The organism is Acinetobacter sp. CAU_H_78, from assembly GCF_058599365.1.
Window position 1 is genome coordinate 1,285,212 of the sequence record NZ_CM178652.1, and the last position, 18,334, is coordinate 1,303,545.

General features: G+C 41.5%; 15 protein-coding genes. 10 read left to right on the plus strand and 5 right to left on the minus strand.

Annotated elements, in window-relative coordinates; genetic code table 11:
• Positions 1-19: 19 nt before the first annotated feature.
• Complete coding sequence (locus tag AC4MCD_RS06305) at positions 20-4,543, plus strand: translocation/assembly module TamB domain-containing protein (protein WP_491876747.1); 4,524 nt, start codon at positions 20-22, stop codon at positions 4,541-4,543.
• A 108-nt stretch (positions 4,544-4,651) separates the two neighbouring features.
• Here the strand turns inward: AC4MCD_RS06305 and xseB are convergent, their stop codons facing one another.
• Both xseB and xseA read right to left on the minus strand, forming a co-directional pair.
• On the minus strand, positions 4,652-4,846 hold the full coding sequence (gene xseB, locus AC4MCD_RS06310; RefSeq protein ID WP_419364816.1) for an exodeoxyribonuclease VII small subunit: 195 nt from the start codon (positions 4,844-4,846) through the stop codon (positions 4,652-4,654).
• A complete protein-coding gene (gene xseA, locus AC4MCD_RS06315) occupies positions 4,836-6,107 on the minus strand; it encodes an exodeoxyribonuclease VII large subunit (RefSeq protein WP_491876748.1) in 1,272 nt (423 codons plus the stop codon). The genes xseB and xseA overlap by 11 nt, the downstream gene beginning before the upstream one ends.
• 455 nt (positions 6,108-6,562) lie before the next feature.
• Between xseA and AC4MCD_RS06320 the strand changes: the two genes are divergently transcribed.
• From AC4MCD_RS06320 to gltS, 7 genes are all read left to right on the plus strand, one after another.
• Complete coding sequence (locus AC4MCD_RS06320; RefSeq protein WP_491876749.1) at positions 6,563-7,009, plus strand: I78 family peptidase inhibitor; 447 nt, start codon at positions 6,563-6,565, stop codon at positions 7,007-7,009.
• Between the two features lie 112 nt (positions 7,010-7,121).
• Positions 7,122-7,481, plus strand: a complete 360-nt coding sequence (locus AC4MCD_RS06325; RefSeq protein ID WP_323713311.1) for a hypothetical protein — start codon at positions 7,122-7,124, stop codon at positions 7,479-7,481.
• A 214-nt stretch (positions 7,482-7,695) separates the two neighbouring features.
• A complete protein-coding gene (locus AC4MCD_RS06330; protein WP_005235947.1) occupies positions 7,696-7,965 on the plus strand; it encodes a hypothetical protein in 270 nt (89 codons plus the stop codon).
• 297 nt (positions 7,966-8,262) lie between these two features.
• Positions 8,263-10,902, plus strand: coding sequence for a bifunctional aconitate hydratase 2/2-methylisocitrate dehydratase (locus AC4MCD_RS06335; protein ID WP_004783803.1), 2,640 nt, complete (start codon positions 8,263-8,265; stop codon positions 10,900-10,902).
• Positions 10,903-10,980: 78 nt separating this feature from the next.
• Positions 10,981-11,802 (plus strand): hypothetical protein, encoded by an 822-nt coding sequence (locus tag AC4MCD_RS06340; RefSeq protein WP_491876750.1) that lies wholly within the window; start codon positions 10,981-10,983, stop codon positions 11,800-11,802.
• 8 nt (positions 11,803-11,810) lie between these two features.
• The gene (locus tag AC4MCD_RS06345; RefSeq protein WP_491876751.1) at positions 11,811-12,032 is read left to right on the plus strand and encodes a hypothetical protein; all 222 of its coding nucleotides are present in this window, start codon (positions 11,811-11,813) and stop codon (positions 12,030-12,032) included.
• Positions 12,033-12,156: 124 nt separating this feature from the next.
• Complete coding sequence (gltS, locus tag AC4MCD_RS06350; RefSeq protein ID WP_016659076.1) at positions 12,157-13,380, plus strand: sodium/glutamate symporter; 1,224 nt, start codon at positions 12,157-12,159, stop codon at positions 13,378-13,380.
• A gap of 152 nt (positions 13,381-13,532) precedes the next feature.
• Here the strand turns inward: gltS and AC4MCD_RS06355 are convergent, their stop codons facing one another.
• A complete protein-coding gene (locus tag AC4MCD_RS06355) occupies positions 13,533-14,399 on the minus strand; it encodes an alpha/beta hydrolase family protein (RefSeq protein ID WP_491876752.1) in 867 nt (288 codons plus the stop codon).
• A gap of 117 nt (positions 14,400-14,516) precedes the next feature.
• Here AC4MCD_RS06355 and AC4MCD_RS06360 point away from each other — a divergent pair, with 117 nt between their 5' ends.
• The gene (locus AC4MCD_RS06360) at positions 14,517-14,975 is read left to right on the plus strand and encodes a hypothetical protein (protein WP_419364803.1); all 459 of its coding nucleotides are present in this window, start codon (positions 14,517-14,519) and stop codon (positions 14,973-14,975) included.
• 102 nt (positions 14,976-15,077) lie between these two features.
• Here the strand turns inward: AC4MCD_RS06360 and AC4MCD_RS06365 are convergent, their stop codons facing one another.
• Together AC4MCD_RS06365 and brnQ are read right to left on the minus strand one after the other, a co-directional pair.
• Complete coding sequence (locus tag AC4MCD_RS06365) at positions 15,078-15,293, minus strand: hypothetical protein (protein ID WP_004783783.1); 216 nt, start codon at positions 15,291-15,293, stop codon at positions 15,078-15,080.
• A 592-nt stretch (positions 15,294-15,885) separates the two neighbouring features.
• Complete coding sequence (brnQ, locus tag AC4MCD_RS06370) at positions 15,886-17,172, minus strand: branched-chain amino acid transport system II carrier protein (RefSeq protein ID WP_323713305.1); 1,287 nt, start codon at positions 17,170-17,172, stop codon at positions 15,886-15,888.
• Between the two features lie 352 nt (positions 17,173-17,524).
• Here brnQ and map point away from each other — a divergent pair, with 352 nt between their 5' ends.
• Positions 17,525-18,319, plus strand: coding sequence for a type I methionyl aminopeptidase (gene map, locus AC4MCD_RS06375; protein WP_491876753.1), 795 nt, complete (start codon positions 17,525-17,527; stop codon positions 18,317-18,319).
• The last annotated feature ends 15 nt before the right edge of the window (positions 18,320-18,334 follow it).

Consider the following 18,334-nt stretch of genomic DNA (forward strand, 5'->3'; position numbering starts at 1 on the left):
ATAGTTATTTGGGTAGATCATGGTCGAGAACCAACCACAGCCAGAACAAGAGCAACAACCTGAAGTTGTGCCGAAAAAGCGCCGTATCTTTAGAAGTATTCTATTGTCGGTTCTTTTTTCTCTTATTTTTCTGCTGTCTGTACTGGCGATCCTGTTTTCTACCGATAAAGGCAGTAAATTCCTGCTCGATCAGGTGATGCAGCGCCAGGAAATCATTCATTATGAATATGAAGGTGGGAACCTGTGGCGCGGGATTATCCTGAAAAATGTTCTGGTCACCCTGAAACCGGTCGATGTCAAAATTGACCGTGCTGATGTCAAGCTGGGTTGGCGGGCGATTATCAAAAAAGAAATTCATCTGACTGAAGCAGATGTACTGAATTTACAGATTATTAATAAAAATCCGCCAAGTGATGAGCCATTCAAGTTCAATGCTATTCGTTTACCGTTTGTATTGCGGGTTGACCACTTACTTCTCGATCACCTGGTGATTAAAACCCAGACCGATGCAGTGGATTTTTATAATATTGAACTGAATGAAGCATTATGGTCAGGTACCGAGCTGAATTTCGAAGATTCCCGCATGGACATGGGCTATCTGTCGGTACGTGAAGCTACTGGGAAAATGCAGTTTGAAGGTAAATATCCATTGGATGCACGTGGTATTTTAAATCTGCCTTCACTCAGAGAAAGCCTGAATATTCATGATATTCAAGTGCGTGCTAGAGGCACACTGGATACCATTCAGGCCGGGGTCGCGACCAACACTCCAGATTTGCTGACAGGCTGGGCGGTTCTGCACCCGATGCGTCCTAATGTACCTATGCGTGGTGAACTCCAGTTTAAGCAATATCACTGGCCAATCCTGACAGAGCAAAAACTGTTTACGAAAGATGGTGTGGCTGAGTTTAATGGGAATACCAAGCGCCTGGATTTGAATGTCCGCACCGATATTGAAGGTGAAAATATCCCGGATGGGCAATATACCGCAGTGATGTATACCGATCTGGTCAATCAGCTCAATATTACTGATCTAAATGGTCAGCTGATGAAAGGCTCGGTAAGCCTGGCGGGTACTGTGGGCTGGGCTGATCGGGTGGATTGGGATCTGACAGGTCGCATGAATGGGATTGATCCGAAACATCAGCGAATTCCACAGGTAGTGCAGGACTTTCTGCCACCAAGTCCGGATGGCAGTATTGCCTCTGCCGGCAATCTGGAAAATGGCCTACATTTAACAGGATTGGTTGATTTTGACCGCTATGAAACCTGGAATATCAAGCTGGATCAGAAGCCGGTTAATGACAATAAAGCTCAACCGATGTTGCTGGATGTGGCCTGGAAAAATATTGATCGTGCTGTGCCTTATATTGGCTGGTTAAAAAGTGAATCAGGCGATGTTGATCTGGTACTGGTCGAAGGCCAGCAAAATATCCATGTTGCTACCCAAGTTGCTCAGCATGAAGAAGGGCTGTTGCCGACAGGAATGTATCAGGCACAACTAAACTTGAAAAATAACATCTTGAATGTTCCAAGTTTTAAATATAGTGGAAATGGACAGGCCGGCAGTCTAACAGGCAATGCACGGGTTGAACTGCCAGAAGAAAAACGTCAGCTCAGATGGTCCGCAGTATTAAATGCCCAGAACCTGAATACTCAGACTCTGGCTGCAGCTTCACCAATTGACCGCTTGAATGGTCGGGTAAAAGCCAGTGGTTATGCACGCCCAAATCAGCAGATTATTAACCTCAGCGGTGTAGATCTGACCGGGCGACTGGCTGCGCAAAATGAAACTGTTCATCTGACAGGTAATAGTAATATTGCCTTGTTGTTCCATGATGAAAAAGCAGGTGGCGGATTCAAAAGTTATGCGGTCAATTATGATGGTGCATTAAGTGCCAGCCAGATCAAGGCCAGTCAGGGATTGCTGAAACTGCGCTTGTCAGGTACGCCTGATATGCTGAATATCAAGGAACTGCGTCATGATGGTGTCGCTGGAAAAATTAATGCCAATGGTCAGGTGAATCTAGCAAATGGTATTGGCTGGAATGTAAATGCCTCTCTGGTGCGTTTCAAACCTCAGTATTTTAATGCCAAGCTTAAAGGTGAATTGTCTGGTAATCTGCAAACCCAAGGTGTCTGGTCGGATGCAGTGAAGCGTGTCCAGATTCAACGCTTAAATCTGGCCGGTATGTTGAATAATAAACCGGTACGCGGTAAGGGTAATCTGGCTGTATTGATTGACTCCAAGCAGCGTGGTTTTGTACCGCAACAGTTTGAAGCCAATAACCTGTTCCTGTCTTATGCCAGCAACCAGCTCCAGGCCACCGGTAATGCACAAAATCTGCAACTGAAAGTCAATGCGCCGTCATTATATGAGATTTATCCGGGATTAAGAGGCCGGGTACAAGGCTATATTAATATGCAGGCACAACCGCGTTTACAAGCAACTGCAAATCTGGCAGTGGATAATTTTGCCTTCAAGAACCTGTTTAGCGTAGACAAGATTCGGGTACGCGGTCAGTTGCCGACTTCACAAACCACACCGACTTTATTGACTGCGACCATGGATCAGTTGCGTAGTGGCAATAGACAGATTGTACGTGGTGAAGTTTCACTAGCTGGAACGCGCGCCGCGCATGTGCTGCAAGTTCAGGCTGAAAATAAGCTGTCTAAATTTTTTGTTCAGCTCGCAGGTGGTTTTAATGCGCAAAATAACTGGTTAGGCCAGATCCAGCGCGGTGATTTTGACTCACTGCGTACCCATCTGGTGCAGCGTCAAAATGCAGCTGTGATTTATAACACTGCTCAGTCGGATCTATTTGTGGGCGCTCATTGCTGGATGAGCCAGCAAAGCCAGCTTTGCTTTGACCAGCCAATTCGAGTCAATAAAACTCGAGGCAGTGCTTCTTTTATTACCCGTAACCTGGATCTGGCTGACTTTAGTGCCTTCCTGCCAGAAGGTATAGCATTAACCGGTAAAGTGAATGGTTATGCTAAGGCAGCTTGGGCACAAGGTGCCAAACCGAAAATTGATGCACGTCTGGTAACCCGCAATGGGGTGATCGGCTTATCTTCTGATGATCCGGAATATTTAGGCTCGACTTTAAAATATGATGAAGTGGGTCTGGTCGCAAAAAGCGTGGCCGCTGGACTACAGATTCGTCTGGATGTGAAAACACCAGATATTGGTACAGGCTATGCCAATGTGATTATTGATCCATATCGTGACAATAAACCAATGCGTGGGGAGATTGCCTTTAACCAGGTTCAACTGAAGGTCTTTAAGCCATTCATTCAGGATGTGCGTAATCTGGATGGTACCTTGTCTTATGCAGGTAAAATTAGTGGAACGTTAACCGATCCATTACTTGAAGGTGAAATTCGGGTTAAGGACGGGGCGATCAGTATGATTTCATTGCCAGTCAATCTGACCAATGTGCAGCTCTATTCATCAGTCCGTCAAAATACCGCGACTATTAATGGTGCATTTAATAGTGGTCGTGGCGCTGGTAAATTAACTGGCTCTGTAGACTGGAAAGGGGATCCTCGCGTACAGCTTAAACTTCAGGGTGAAAATTTGCTGATTCGTCAGGCACCACTGATTACTGCGGTGGTTACACCTGATTTGACCTTGGATATGTATCCGTTCAATAAAAAATTGAGCTTGAGTGGCAAGGTCGATGTTCCTCGTGCACTGATTTCAATGCCTGAAGCGTCTGAACCTGTGGTGGGCTTGTCTTCTGACGTACGCGTAGTACGTGAGGGAGATGACCAGCTCGCCATTCTGAAAGCTGCACGTCCATGGGATATTCGCGCAGATGTTGCAGTGTCGTTAGGAAACCAGGTGATCTTCCAGGGCTTTGACAGCCGTATTCCACTCTTAGGTCGTGTCAATCTGACGCAACGTGGTCTGGAATCTGCGATGCGTGCCAATGGCGCGATCGGGGTATCGCAACGGGTGAAAATTGAAGCCTATGGACAAAGTCTGGATCTGAACCGTGCGATTGCGCGTTTTAATGGCCCACTGTCGAATCCAACTTTAGATATTGATGCCAATAAATCCATTCAAGGTAGTACGGTGGGTGTACGTGTCACTGGTACAGCCTCAAGTCCTGCCATTCAGGTGTATAACGATGCTGGTCTGTCTGAACAGGAAGCGTTGAATGCCCTGATTACTGGTCGTATCAATGAAGGGGCTTCAGGTTTAAGTCAGGCGGAAGGTTTTAGATCTGATGTAAACAACACCATTGCTGCCGCAGGGATCAGTCTGGGCTTGGGTGGTACGCGTGCCTTGACCAACCAGATTGGCCGTAGCTTTGGCTTGAGCGGTCTGGCACTGGATGCACAGGGCACAGGGGATGATACTCAGGTGTCTGTAACCGGTTATATTACGCCAGACTTGTATATCCGTTATGGGGTTGGCGTATTTACCCCAGTGAACAAGCTGACTTTACGTTATCAAATGAACCAGCGTTTATATCTGGAAGCCAGTCAATCTTTAGAGCGTGCAATTGACTTGTTCTATAACTGGCGATTCTAATCTAATCAAAAGCCCTCTAAATGAGGGCTTTTTTATAGGCAAAAGATTTCAAAATAGCCTAAGCTATTTAAATCATCAGGCTATACTGATTTAAGCTATTCAATAAAATTAATCTTTAAAGGTCTCGTTCAGTGCATTCTGAACGGCTTCCACTCGGGATTTACAGGCTTTATACGCCTGCATAGACTCTTCAACGATTTTCATCAAATTATCAATATCTGGTTCTTGCTGAGATTCAAGTAATTCAGCATTCTTTTTCAAGATGTCATAGCCTTCCTGAAAGCTCAAAGTATCATGTCTCATGGGGAGTTACCTGCGTAAGTTGTGCTGAAAATAGGCCATCGTGTAATTCAACTTGAACGGGTTGTTGCACATCGATCTGATGAATTGAACGAACCACATGATCTTGCTGCCGCACAATGGCATAGCCTTTGGACAAAACATGTTTGGGATTTTGCAGTAGTGTTTCCCGCATCAGGGCATCTAGTTGCTGATTAATCAGTTGGGTCTGTTGCTGGGCAAGGTTAGAAGTGTTGGACTTGAGCTGCTCTAAACGTTGCAAGGCATTCATAATCTGATGATTGGCCAGATTCTGGATTAGTTTTAAATATTGCTCATTCTGGTTTTGATAAGCCTGAATTTGCTGTTGAGAAAGCCGTTGGATGCTTTGCAGATTATTTAAAACTTCTTGAGTTAGCTCGACCACATGATTACGAATTCCAGCAATCACCTTACTCGGTGTGTCAAAAGATCGATGAGCGATTTCATCCAGAATCGTCCTGTCTTTTTCATGACCAATACCAACCCAGACGGGAACTGAACGTTTGCAGAGCAGGGCAGCCAGTGCATAGTCATTCAAATAAGCCAGATCATTGACTGCGCCACCGCCACGGATGATCACGATCAGATCAGGCGCGTGATGATACGTTTGTGCCCACTGCTTTAAAGCTTGTGCCAAGCTTTGCATGATGCTTTGCGCTGCAGTATTTCCCTGAAAGGTCGCACTATGATAGATAAATTCACATACCTGAGCTTCTTGCAAAGCATCAGCATCTTTCTTGAAATCGCCCAGACCTGCAGCCTTTTCCGGAGCAATCACCAGAATCCGGTTGAGGTCAAAAGGTGTAGGCAGATTTTTATTGCGATCAATCAGACCTTCGGTTTTCAGTCTTTCTACAATCTGCTGATAACGTCGGGCTATATCACCCAAGGTATATCCAGAATCAATCTCTACGATATTTAGGGAAAACCCATATTGCGGATCAAAACTAGCTTTTACTTTGATTAAAACCTTAAGATCCCGGCTTAGCTCAATACCACTTTCACGTTCAAATTGCGTCACAATTTTCTGTGCAGCAAATTTCCAGATCGTGGCCCGGCAACTGGCAATGACCTGATCATTGTCAGGATCTTTTTCTGCCAGTTCTAGATAATAATGGCCAGTTTTAATATTTAAATTACGAATCTCGGCTTTGACCCACACCGGTGTATCGAAAGTGATTTTGACCACTTCCTGGACCGTAGAAAGGTATTCTTTTAAGGAGAGCTGGAGATCGTCTTGCATGCCGAGATAAAGTTTAAAATTCAATCAAATATTAAATCAATATGACTGCTAGTACAAACACTAAGCTCAGCGCATAAAGAAAACTAGGATAAAAAACTGAGACAAGAATTAGCTTAATAGTCTAAAAACAAAATATTAGAGTAATGCTTGGTTGATGAAGGGTAATAAACACTTTGTATAATAATGTAATGACATTGTCATCTTAAAGCCATTCCAATAGTTAACTAAAACTAAATTTTGGCTATTTGAAAAAAGAAACTACTTTTGAAGGTTGATTATTGGTTAAGGTAAATCATAGGAAATAGTGCGAACTCTAAATGTAATTAAATCTTATAATATTAAGAAATAATCCTGCCGCTTTTTACAGAATTACAAACACTCAAGCCTTTTCAGATCTGACGCTATAAATGGAATATGCTACATTAAAGGTGAATTTCTTTAGAAGAATACCGCTCATGAAAAAAATAATTTTATCTGGTTTGTCCGGATTGTTTGCATCCATCCTCCTTGCTGGCTGTAGCACAACCCAGTCGCCTGATTCAAACTCTGCGTCATTAGGAACAGCTAATCCAGCGAGTGCCTATTGTGTTAATCAAGGTGGAAAGCTAGAGATCCGTAATGAAACTAATGGGCAAGTGGGCTATTGTCATTTAAAAAATGGGCAAGTGGTCGAAGAGTGGGAATATTTCCGCGCAAACCAGCCTAAATGTATCGCTGATCAGGCGGCTGCACTGGTGGGTCAATCCAATTTAACTGAAGCGCAAATCAAAGAAAAAACCAAAGCTCAAATGGTACGCATGGTTGCACCTGGCCAGCCTGTCACTATGGATTATCGTGAAGAGCGTGTGACGGTCACTGTAGATCCAGCCACTAAGAAAGTAGTTCAGGCAAGTTGTGGCTAAGATATGAAATGATACTTTCGGGCAGGCAGTATCAATAAGAATAAGTAGAAATTTCATTTTAAATGACAAATCTGTGCTGATCTCTTATAGTGCCTCTCGGAAGGAGAAATTCATGAAAAAGTTATTTGCTTTATCGCTGATGGTTGCTCTGGTCGGTTGTGCAGAGAAAAAACCTTTAACCCCTGAAGAGCAGTGGCATGGCTATTGTCGTAGTGTGGGGAATGCTGCACGGACCATTATGCTGGATCGTCAGAATGCGATCGAGAAAGAAAAGGCTGTTGAGCATGCCAACAAGATCGATGATGACATTACTCGCGGTTTTATCCTGAATATTATCGATGAAGTTTATGCACTTCCGGAACAGGAAATTAAGACCGATGTAGATGCAGCCCGTGAGAAAGTCCGTGCTGAGTTTACTGAAAAATGTATCACCACACCGCATGATAAAATGCCAGATTACAAACCGTTCTAAGGAACGGTTTTTTTATATCTAAATAAAGCAAACTAAGGAATCTTCATTCAAATTAAATAGTGGTTTATAGATATAAGAATATTCTTCTAATAATAAAAATAGCCTAAGCAACATTAAATATAATTTGTGACAATTGCTAAATCTAAAATATAGAAATGCTTATCTTTATATTGAATAATGAATTTAACTCCAAAGCCTTGAGGAGAACAATAATATGGACGTCGTGAAGTATTTATATCACTCAGATCTGCTGTTAGAAGATGAAAAAGGATTGGCGATTATCGGTAGCGGACGCTATGTTCTGAGTGTAGGAGACAAGGTCGTGATTAAGCAGATCTTGGTGCAGGACAAAAAACGCTGTTTGGTCGAGATTTCCTTTGCCAGCAATAACCACAGTCAGACCTATGAAGATCAATGTGAATTAAAATTTGAGGGTTGTCGGGACGCTTTTCAGCAATATTTGAACTCGACGACAGTCCACTAAGGTGGAGTATCTTTTTCTAAGTAAATCAGGCAACATCGATGTTGCCTTTTTTATGCGTCAAATTTGGTTAAAAGTTGTCATATCTGTATTTAAATTATGCAAGGCGATGATGATTTGTTTATTGAATGATCTTTATAAGCATCATTTAGTTATAAAATAATGAGCATCACAAAGAAACACTGTACTTGCATTAACTTTTAACTGGAATTTTAGTAAAATTTTAGAGTCCATATTATTTGTGAAGCTTTTATAAAGCAGGAATTCACAGGTAATTTTTTAAAAAAGAGGAATAACACCGTGCTAGAAGCTTACCGCCAACACGTTGAAGAACGTGCCGCACTCGGAGTCCCACCGAAGCCACTTGATGATGCTCAAACTGCTGCATTAGTTGAATTATTAAAAAATCCCCCAGCTGGTGAAGAAGCATACTTAGTTGACTTGCTTGAAAACCGTGTTCCAGCGGGTGTTGACCAAGCTGCATACGTAAAAGCTGCGTTCTTAGCTGCATTGGCAAAAGGCGAAGCGACTTCTCCACTAGTTTCTAAAGAACGTGCGGTTTACTTACTAGGCACTATGCTTGGTGGTTATAACGTTGCTCCTTTAGTTGAACTTCTAGAAGACGCAGAGCTTGGTGGTCTTGCTGCTGAAGCTTTGAAAAAAACGCTTCTTGTATTTGATGCGTTCCATGACGTAGCTGATAAAGCACGCGCAGGTAATGCAAATGCAAAAGCTGTTCTTCAATCATGGGCTGACGCTGAATGGTTCACTAACCGTGCAGACGTTCCAGAAGAAATCAAACTGACAGTTTTCAAAGTAACTGGCGAAACTAACACTGATGACTTGTCTCCAGCACAAGACGCTTGGAGCCGTCCAGACATTCCATTGCACGCAAATGCAATGCTGAAAAACGAACGTGATGGCATCAACCCAGAAGTTCCTGGTGAAGTTGGTCCATTAAACCAAATTAAAGACCTCATCGCGAAAGGCAACAAAGTTGCTTACGTAGGTGACGTTGTTGGTACAGGTTCTTCTCGTAAATCTGCAACTAACTCTGTACTTTGGTTCTTCGGTGACGAAATCGCTCACATTCCTAACAAGAAAGAAGGCGGTTACTGCTTAGGTTCTAAAATTGCTCCGATTTTCTTCAACACTATGGAAGACGCTGGTGCGTTACCAGTTGAAATTGACGTAGCAAACATGAACATGGGTGATGAAATCACTCTTAAAATCGACAAGGCTGCTGCTAAAGTAACTGCGTTCAAAGACGGCGCTCAAATCGCTGAAGCTGACCTTAAAACTCCAGTACTTCTAGACGAAGTTCGTGCGGGTGGTCGTATTAACCTGATCATTGGTCGTGGTTTGACAACTAAAGCACGTGAAGAGCTTGGTCTTGAGCCATCAACTCTGTTCCGTACTCCAGTACAACCTGCTGATACTGGCAAAGGCTTCACCCTTGCTCAGAAGATGGTTGGTCGCGCTTGTGGTCTTCCTGAAGGTCAGGGTATCCGTCCAGGTACTTACTGTGAACCACGTATGACTACAGTTGGTTCTCAAGATACAACTGGTCCTATGACTCGTGACGAATTGAAAGACTTGGCTTGCCTAGGCTTCTCTGCTGACCTGGTAATGCAATCTTTCTGTCACACAGCTGCGTATCCAAAACCAGTTGACGTTCAAATGCAACACACGCTTCCTGATTTCATCATGAACCGTGGTGGTGTTTCTCTACGTCCAGGTGACGGTATTATCCACTCTTGGTTAAACCGTATGCTTCTTCCAGATACCGTTGGTACTGGTGGTGACTCACATACTCGTTTCCCAATCGGTATTTCATTCCCAGCGGGTTCTGGTCTTGTAGCATTCGCTGCAGCAACTGGTGTTATGCCACTTGATATGCCAGAGTCTGTTCTTGTGAAGTTCAAAGGTAAAATGCAGCCTGGTATCACTCTACGTGACCTAGTACATGCAATTCCTTACGTAGCGATCCAAGAAGGTGACCTGACTGTAGAGAAGAAAGGTAAGAAAAACATCTTCTCTGGCCGTATCCTTGAGATCGACCTGACAGAAATGGAAACTGACCTGACTGTTGAGCAAGCATTCGAACTTTCTGATGCTTCTGCTGAACGTTCTGCTGCTGGTTGTGCGATCACGCTTTCTGAAGAGAAAGTTGCTGAATACCTACGTTCTAACATCACTATGCTGAAGTGGATGATTTCACAAGGCTATGGCGATGCTCGTACTATGGCGCGCCGTGTTGAGAACATGGAAAAATGGTTGGCTAATCCATCACTTCTTAAAGCTGATGCTGACGCTGAATACACTAAAGTATACGAAATCGACCTTTCTACAATTACAGAACCAGTTCTTTGCTGCCCGAACGACCCAGATGATGCGAAACTTCTTTCTGACGTTCAAGGCGTAAAAATTGATGAAGTATTCATCGGTTCTTGTATGACTAACATCGGTCACTTCCGTGCAGCTGGTAAACTTCTAGACAAAGTACCTGGTGGTTCTTTATCTACTCGTCTATGGTTGGCTCCTCCAACTCGTATGGATGAACACCAATTGATGGAAGAAGGTTTCTACAATACTTATGGTAAAGCTGGCGCTCGTACAGAAATGCCAGGCTGTTCACTGTGTATGGGTAACCAAGCACGTGTAGCTCCAAACACAACTTGTGTGTCTACATCTACTCGTAACTTCCCGAACCGTCTAGGTCAAGGTGCTAACGTTTACCTAGCATCTGCTGAGCTTGCTTCTGTTGCTGCTGTATTGGGTAAATTACCTTCTCCAGAAGAATACCAACAGTACGCTGCTCAAATCGACAGCATGTCTGCTGACATCTATCAATACTTGAACTTCGACAAGATGAGCGAGTATACAGATGCTGCTAAAGACATTGATACTAAGAAAATTGCTGCTGCTCAATTAGCTTAATTTGTTGATAATTAAATTAATTTGAGTTAAGAATAAGGGCTGAGTAATCAGCCCTTATTTTTTTGAGAATAATTATTAATGGAATTATCAAATTTATCAGTTTGGTTTTTTAGTACATTAGGTTCTACAAGTTTGCTTGTTGGCATTGGATATTTGTCTAAAGATATTATTTTTAAGTACTACGAAAAGAAAATTAATATTAAATTTGAAAAAGAAATGGAAGAATTTCGACAAAAAATAAGAGAAAAAGACAGTCATATAGCATTAATAAGTAATTATTTAACTGATTTAGAAACAAATCGTTCAAAAGTAAGAAATGATAAGCAATTAATTGCTGCGGAAGATTGTTTAAAATTAATAAAAGTATTTAATAAAACAAATTTCCTGATTCAAATACTAATAAGAATTAATTTTAAAAAAGTATATGCTGAAAAAAGAGAATTAGAATTACAAGGGGTTAGTGAGCAGCTATACCGTGACTGCAACATTGAAAATATTTTAAAAGAAATTAAAGACTTAAATAGTGATTTTATAGACCTTTATTTAGATCGTCAAAGTTTAAATAGTTTGCGTATTTTTCAGGGAATAACAGTTACTGCAATAACATTAATAGCGGCTTTTAAAGACAAAACCACAGAATTTTTAAAAAAAGAAGATAAAGAGCTTGTTGAACTAATAATTAAAGACTTACCAAGTACTAAAAGTTCATTTGAGAAATATGGTGACGAGTATATGTTTATTTGGCACGACTATTTTTATGAGAAAACTTTAATCTCATTACGCAGTTTTGTTAGTGGTGAAAAAATCAATGATGATATCGTCAATATTCAAAAAATAACAATGACAACTAGAAAAATTTATAATAATTTACCTGATGATTTAAAAGTGCAAAGAAGTTGAAGTAATCAATGCCCAAACAATCCCGATTCCTCTGTATTGGTGGTTTCCTCAATGGAACTCAAGTCAAAAACCAAGGTGACAGCTTTGTCTGTGTCGAAAATGGTAAACAGGTGAATTACCATAAAAAGGAAATCTTCCATCAAGATGCTTGGGATCATGATTATTATGTTTGTGAAAGTACGACAGACCAGCAAGCACACAATTGGGTTTATGATATTCCATCGTATTAATTGAATCTATTTAGGACATAAATTAAACAATTACTAGAAACAATAACTTGCATAACATTTCTAAAATTGATTTTTCATACTGTTTTCCTAAAACTGTATGAAAATAAAGCTAATAGGGAATGTTATGAATTATGAAATCGATGCCTTTGGCACCTTGGTGATTGCAGTATTTTTTCTTTTTATTGGGCGGTATCTTGTTAGTAAAATTAGCTTCTTTAGAAACTATAACTTACCTGAGCCTGTAATCGGCGGTCTAATCGCAGCGATTACAGCTTTTATTCTCTATAAATTTTTTAATATCAGTGCCACATTTGACTCAGAAATTCAAACCATTCTGATGCTGATGTTCTTTACCTCTGTTGGTTTAAGTGCAGACTTTACCAAGCTCAAAGAAGGTGGGAAATCACTGCTGATCTTTCTGGTCTGTGTCATTCTATTTGTAGTTGTACAAAATGCGGTTGGCATGAGTTTAGCCACAGCACTTGGGCTTGATCCATTGATTGGTCTGATTGTCGGTTCTGTTACCTTAACGGGTGGACATGGTACTGCCGGTGCTTGGGGTGAAGTGCTTGAAACTCAATATGGAATACAGGGGGCAATTGTCCTCGGAATGGCAAGTGCTACTTTTGGTTTAGTTATTGGTGGGCTTGTGGGTGGTCCGGTTGCCAAATTCTTGATTAAACGAAATCAGTTGGCAGAGACAGTGGCGCAAGAGACCAATGAACAACAACTCGATACTAGCATCAACACCGCACCCTTCGAATATCCAAAGAAAACCCGGTTGATTACAGCCAGTAATGCAGTGTCGACTTTGGGGATGTTTGCACTATGTATATTTGTTGCGAATGAAATGACAGAGATCAGTCAGGGAAGATGGTTTGAACTACCGACCTTTGTCTGGGCTTTAGGGACAGGGGTGATTGTACGTAACTTCCTAGAGCATGTACTGAAAGTCGATATTTTCGACCGTGCCATTGATGTATTCGGAAATGCGTCATTATCCCTGTATTTATCTATGGCTTTACTGTCACTGCAACTCTGGTTACTGGCCGATTTGGCAGGCCCGCTCATTACCATTTTGTTTGCGCAGACAGCGGTACTGATTTTATTTACCGCAATTGTGACCTTTAGGATTATGGGAAAAAATTACGATGCAGCCGTATTGGTAGCAGGGCATTGTGGTTTTGGTATGGGAGCAACCCCGACTGCGATTGCCAATATTCAGGCGGTCACCAATAGCTATGGTCCATCACATAAAGCCTTTTTAATCGTACCGCTGTGTGGTGCATTTTTTATTGATATTGTGAATGCTGTGGTGATTCAGAGTATCATTGCATTTTTCGGTTAAATTTTAATACGACTTCAAAATCATATAGACATTAAAAAGCCCCATGGTTAGGGGCTAGTCGTATGCACATCTGAGGCACATACTGTAAGAGGCTCATCTCATACTGAGCGTATTAAAGCACATTAACCTATCAATAGCCATTTAAATCATCTTTAGGCAGATAACTGTTGCTCAATGATTGACCATAAGTTTTGATGAGATTTCTTGAACATCAGCATGTGGCCAATCCCTTTATGACCATATTCCTGGGGTTTTAGCTCAATCATTTCTGTGACTGCTTTTGGATATAAGCGCAGCAAGTCTTTGACATTTGCTTGAGTGGCAATTTCATCATCTGAAGCCCAGATAGAAGTAATCGGGCAGGTGATCTGGGCATGATAGTCATGTGCTGGTGCGATCTTTTTACCAATCGCATTGATGACATAACCCGGTTTACTACAAAATTCTGCCCATTCACGCGCCACATCTTTTGGCAGGTTTTCACCCATACCAATCGCTTGAGTTGGACCATAGCCTTTGGTGATACGTGCCAATGGGAAAATGATATTGAACATCACTGGTGCTAGTAATTTGGTGCGACCCTTTAAACCTTTAACATGACCCGTCGATCCAGCAATTGCCACGACTTTTTCCACTTTGGCATAGTTTGGGACAATACCCAGCAGCTGTCCACCAGCACTATGCCCAAGTAAGATGACCTTTGCTGTCTGAGTCTTAGCTAATAGCGCATCAATTGCAGCCGGAATGTCCAGTTGTCCCCATTGCACAATACTGGCTTTAGACTGCTTAACCGAACCTTTTAAAGATTCGCCGATACCTCGAAAATCAAATACCAGCACTGCATAACCCTGAGTTTGCAACCAGCAGCTAAAACTATGATAAAACTGTTTGGTAATGCCAGTCGCAGGGCAGATTAATATGGGAGATTTCTTACTTTCAGTCTCAGTGACTGGATAAAAACGTGCACTTAATTGATAGCCATCCTGGCACTTTAGAGTCAATGTTTCGAATTCAGACATGGGCTACACTATATTTTTGAATCAGAATGAATGCTTAAATTTACCTGACTTCTTCAAAGAAACTTGTTAAAACAATGACTAAAAAGTCAGTACGATGATAAAAAACGGAAAGAAAATATGCAGGGAATAGAACTTGATCTGGCAGTAAAGATCGCGATTATTTTTAGTGGAATATTCTTATGGGTGGGGATGTTAACCGGGGTATGGAAATATTGGCAAATCCGTCAGTCTGTAAATTCACGGGCGCATTATTATGTGGATATTGCTCATCGCAGCAGCCTGCTTTATGCACCTGCAACATTGATTCTGGCAGTATTGGCTTACTATTCAGCACTATCTTCGCAAGTTAATTTGGTCTGTGTATTGATCAATGTTCTCTTTTTCAGTTTCTCGATTGGTGCGTATATCTTGCATGGGTTTTTGAAAGACACGACAAATCAGTTTAAGCGACCGCATCAACTGGGGAAATTTCAGTTGCCGGGCGTACTTATGACTTTGGCAATGTTAGGTTTGATTATTGCGGAATTAGGAGGGACAAGTGTGCTTCTTTATGGGGCGGCGATCGGATTATTCTAATTTTTAATGGTTGATTTTATTTTTTGAGCCTTTTGCTCAATTCTTTTCTGCCAGATGGATGACTGGCCAGATCATCCACTGGGGTATAAATTTATTAATAAATTATCGGTATTTCTGGTCGATCACAGCCCATAAGAAAAAGGCTGCCGAGACAATCAAGGCATAACCGACGTACTCAAATTTTAAATTGCCTTGAATTAAACAATGCACAATCAAGGTCAGCATAAGCGCAACCGTGGTGCTCAAGAAAGTCACCAGATTGGTATTTGCCTTAAGAGCGTCAATGAAGACTTGCTTTTTGAAATGTACTGATAACATCTCCATCCCTCCCGTTTATTTGTATTATTGAAGAGTAAATCTTATTGATTTAGTCTGAATTGAATATACAGTTGTACTTCTTAATTTCAACCTTTGCAACTATTTAAGTGAACTTTAACAGTTAAAAAAGGCCTCCTTTAGTCGTATTACTGTACTTATCAATGATTGCATCCGAATCATCATCTTAAACATTTCAGCGAGGGCAGTCCGGCTGAAGTGTCAAGCGATCATTCATTGCTACCATAGGGAAAAGCAAATTCTACGCCAAAGATTTGTAGAGATAATCCAGAGAATGTAAGTCTATGTAGGATGATGAAGGTGAGTTGGTTTAATCAGGAAACAATATGTTTTAAAAACAGTAAAATACAGAGTTGTGTTGATCTTCTGCTAAAGAATGAAAATGGAAGTAAGAAAGAAGATAATTAAAATAATTGATTAAAAGTCTATAAAGCTTTTTAAAATACAATTTAGCTGTGATCATGATTAGAGGATGTAAACAATAAATGCCGGTTTGGGTAAAACCTGACAGATATTGATCACGCTAAAACCGGATTTTGGGTAAAAATACGATTTTTATGACCTCTTAGAAAGATTAATTTCTGATGCGGTCAATCACAGCGGCAATGACAAGAACAATAAGAGATGGAATCAGCCATGCCATATTTTGTTCAGAAAGCGGTAAGTTCTGTAGCAATTCAGGTAATTCAAGACCAGCAACTTTAAGCCCATCAAAAACACCAAAAATAAATGCAACCAGTGTAGTCGGTGCAACAACTTGAGCAGGCTTTTTAAAGAAATGACCGCAGAAGCTTAGCAGGATCACTGCAATCGCAGGCGGATAAATCGCGCTCAATACAGGCACAGAAACGGCAATTAGTTTGGTCAAACCAAGATTTGAAATCACCAGCGAGAAGCCGACCAGTACAAAGACATAGGCTTTATAAGGCAGTTTGGTAATAGAGGAGAAGTATTCAGCACATGCACAGGTTAAGCCAATCGCAGTCACCATGCAGGCAACAAAGATCATGGTGGCAAGGAAATAAGCACCCATATCACCAAAAGCATGTTGTACATAGGCATGCAGAATAATCGCACCATTCGCAGCATTAGGGGCAACATCATGACTACCTAAGCCTAGTTTAAACAGACTGAGATACACCAACGTCAGACCGATACCAGAAATAATCGCTGCATTGACTGCATATTTGGTAATCAGCTTGCGATCCGTTACGCCACGAGAAGTAATCGCACGCACAATCACAATACCAAAGACCAATGCACCTAAGGTATCCATGGTCAGATAACCATTAACGATGCCTTCAGTAACCGGGCTTGTAACATAGTTACCCACTGCAGCCGGTGGTTTGCCGGCAGGAATCAATACTGCAGCACCGCCTAAAATAATCAATGCGATAATTTTTACTGGAGACAGGAAGTAGCCAACCGTATCCAAAATCTTATTTGGATAAAGGGAAACCAGAGTCACTACAGCAAAATAGATCACACTATAGATCAGCAGGTTGCTAGGTGCATTGCCAAAGTATGAAGAGAAGCCGATTTCATAAGAAACGGTTGCAGTACGTGGTGTCGCAAATAAAGGCCCAACCGTCAGATAACACACGACAGTCAGTAAAAGACTGGCAGCTTTACCTAATGGAGAACTTAAGATCTGGATCGAACCTTCAACACGTGACAATGCCACGATGGTGATGACAGGTAGGCCAACTGCCGTAATCAGGAAACCCAAGGCAGCTAACCATACATGCTCACCGGCTTGTTGAGCCACAATCGGTGGAAAGATAATGTTGCCCGCACCAATGAACAGTGCAAAGGTCATAAAACCTAAGGCCACAATATCTCTTGTACGGAGACTTGTCATAGAGGGAGAATAGATAAATAAAAGAAAGCGATTTTAGTGTATATATGATGATTTTTGGAGTTTAATTTAATGCCGAAAGCCTTGATTTTACTGATCTTGACGATCGGATAATGTGAACTTTAAAAGCTTGGTAGAAATATATCTTTGATATTCAGTTGAAAAAATTATAATTTATTTTTAAATAAATAAATCATTTAGACTTCATTTCATTATATTCGGCTTATTGTTTGTATAAATAAGCAGCATTGAGATTCTCTATAGCAAGTTTTAAGAATTGTCATGCAGAGCGAACAAATGCGCATCTTGGCTGAAAAAGGACTATAATTTCCTGATTCACCTTGAGGATAGATCCATGCGAGCTCCAGCAATTACTCTGAAAACCGAACAAGATATCGAAAAATTACGTATATCTGGACGTTTGGCTGCACAGGTTTTGGAAATGATCGGGGAGCATGTCAAGCCGGGTGTTACGACTGAATATCTGGATGACATCTGTCATGATTTTATCGTCAATACGCTAAAAGTGACGCCAGCCAATATTGGTTATTATGGTTATACCAAAACCACCTGTATTTCACCGAATGAAGTGGTTTGTCATGGTATTCCATCTCCAAATACCGTATTACAAGACGGCGATATTATTAATATTGACGTGGCGATCATTAAAGACGGTTATTTTGGTGATACCAGCCGGATGTATTATGTTGGTACACCATCTCCTGATGCCAAACGTCTGGTCGAAACCACTTATGAAGCTATGGTTGCCGGGATTCATGCCGTTAAACCGGGCGCAACCCTAGGCGATATTGGTTATGCAATCCAGTCTGTTGCACAGCGTGAAGGCTATACCATTGTGCGTGAATATTGTGGTCATGGGATTGGTAAAATTTATCACGAACAGCCAAACATTCTGCATTACGGACAACCAGGTCAGGGCATCAAACTGGTACCCGGTATGGTCTTTACCATTGAACCTATGGTCAACATGGGTAAAGCGCGTGTTAAAGAGCTGAAGGACGGCTGGACAGTGGTGACTGCAGATAAATCCTGGTCAGCTCAATGGGAACACATGGTAGTTGTAACCGACACAGGTTTTGAGCTGTTATCACCATGGCCAGAAGGTACAGGCGAGTATCCGGAAATTTAAATTATTTTTCATGTT

What these genes read in the sequence shown, in the direction of transcription:
- AC4MCD_RS06320 (WP_491876749.1), top strand. Translation starts at nt 6,563, where the DNA reads ATGAAAAAAATAATTTTATCTGGTTTGTCCGGATTGTTTGCATCCATC.
- AC4MCD_RS06330 (WP_005235947.1), top strand. Translation starts at nt 7,696, where the DNA reads ATGGACGTCGTGAAGTATTTATATCACTCAGATCTGCTGTTAGAAGAT.
- AC4MCD_RS06345 (WP_491876751.1), top strand. Translation starts at nt 11,811, where the DNA reads ATGCCCAAACAATCCCGATTCCTCTGTATTGGTGGTTTCCTCAATGGA.
- AC4MCD_RS06360 (WP_419364803.1), top strand. Translation starts at nt 14,517, where the DNA reads ATGCAGGGAATAGAACTTGATCTGGCAGTAAAGATCGCGATTATTTTT.
- xseA (WP_491876748.1), bottom strand. Translation starts at nt 6,107, where the DNA reads ATGCAAGACGATCTCCAGCTCTCCTTAAAAGAATACCTTTCTACGGTC.
- AC4MCD_RS06305 (WP_491876747.1), top strand. Translation starts at nt 20, where the DNA reads ATGGTCGAGAACCAACCACAGCCAGAACAAGAGCAACAACCTGAAGTT.
- AC4MCD_RS06365 (WP_004783783.1), bottom strand. Translation starts at nt 15,293, where the DNA reads ATGTTATCAGTACATTTCAAAAAGCAAGTCTTCATTGACGCTCTTAAG.
- AC4MCD_RS06325 (WP_323713311.1), top strand. Translation starts at nt 7,122, where the DNA reads ATGAAAAAGTTATTTGCTTTATCGCTGATGGTTGCTCTGGTCGGTTGT.
- xseB (WP_419364816.1), bottom strand. Translation starts at nt 4,846, where the DNA reads ATGAGACATGATACTTTGAGCTTTCAGGAAGGCTATGACATCTTGAAA.
- brnQ (WP_323713305.1), bottom strand. Translation starts at nt 17,172, where the DNA reads ATGACAAGTCTCCGTACAAGAGATATTGTGGCCTTAGGTTTTATGACC.
- map (WP_491876753.1), top strand. Translation starts at nt 17,525, where the DNA reads ATGCGAGCTCCAGCAATTACTCTGAAAACCGAACAAGATATCGAAAAA.
- AC4MCD_RS06355 (WP_491876752.1), bottom strand. Translation starts at nt 14,399, where the DNA reads ATGTCTGAATTCGAAACATTGACTCTAAAGTGCCAGGATGGCTATCAA.
- gltS (WP_016659076.1), top strand. Translation starts at nt 12,157, where the DNA reads ATGAATTATGAAATCGATGCCTTTGGCACCTTGGTGATTGCAGTATTT.
- AC4MCD_RS06340 (WP_491876750.1), top strand. Translation starts at nt 10,981, where the DNA reads ATGGAATTATCAAATTTATCAGTTTGGTTTTTTAGTACATTAGGTTCT.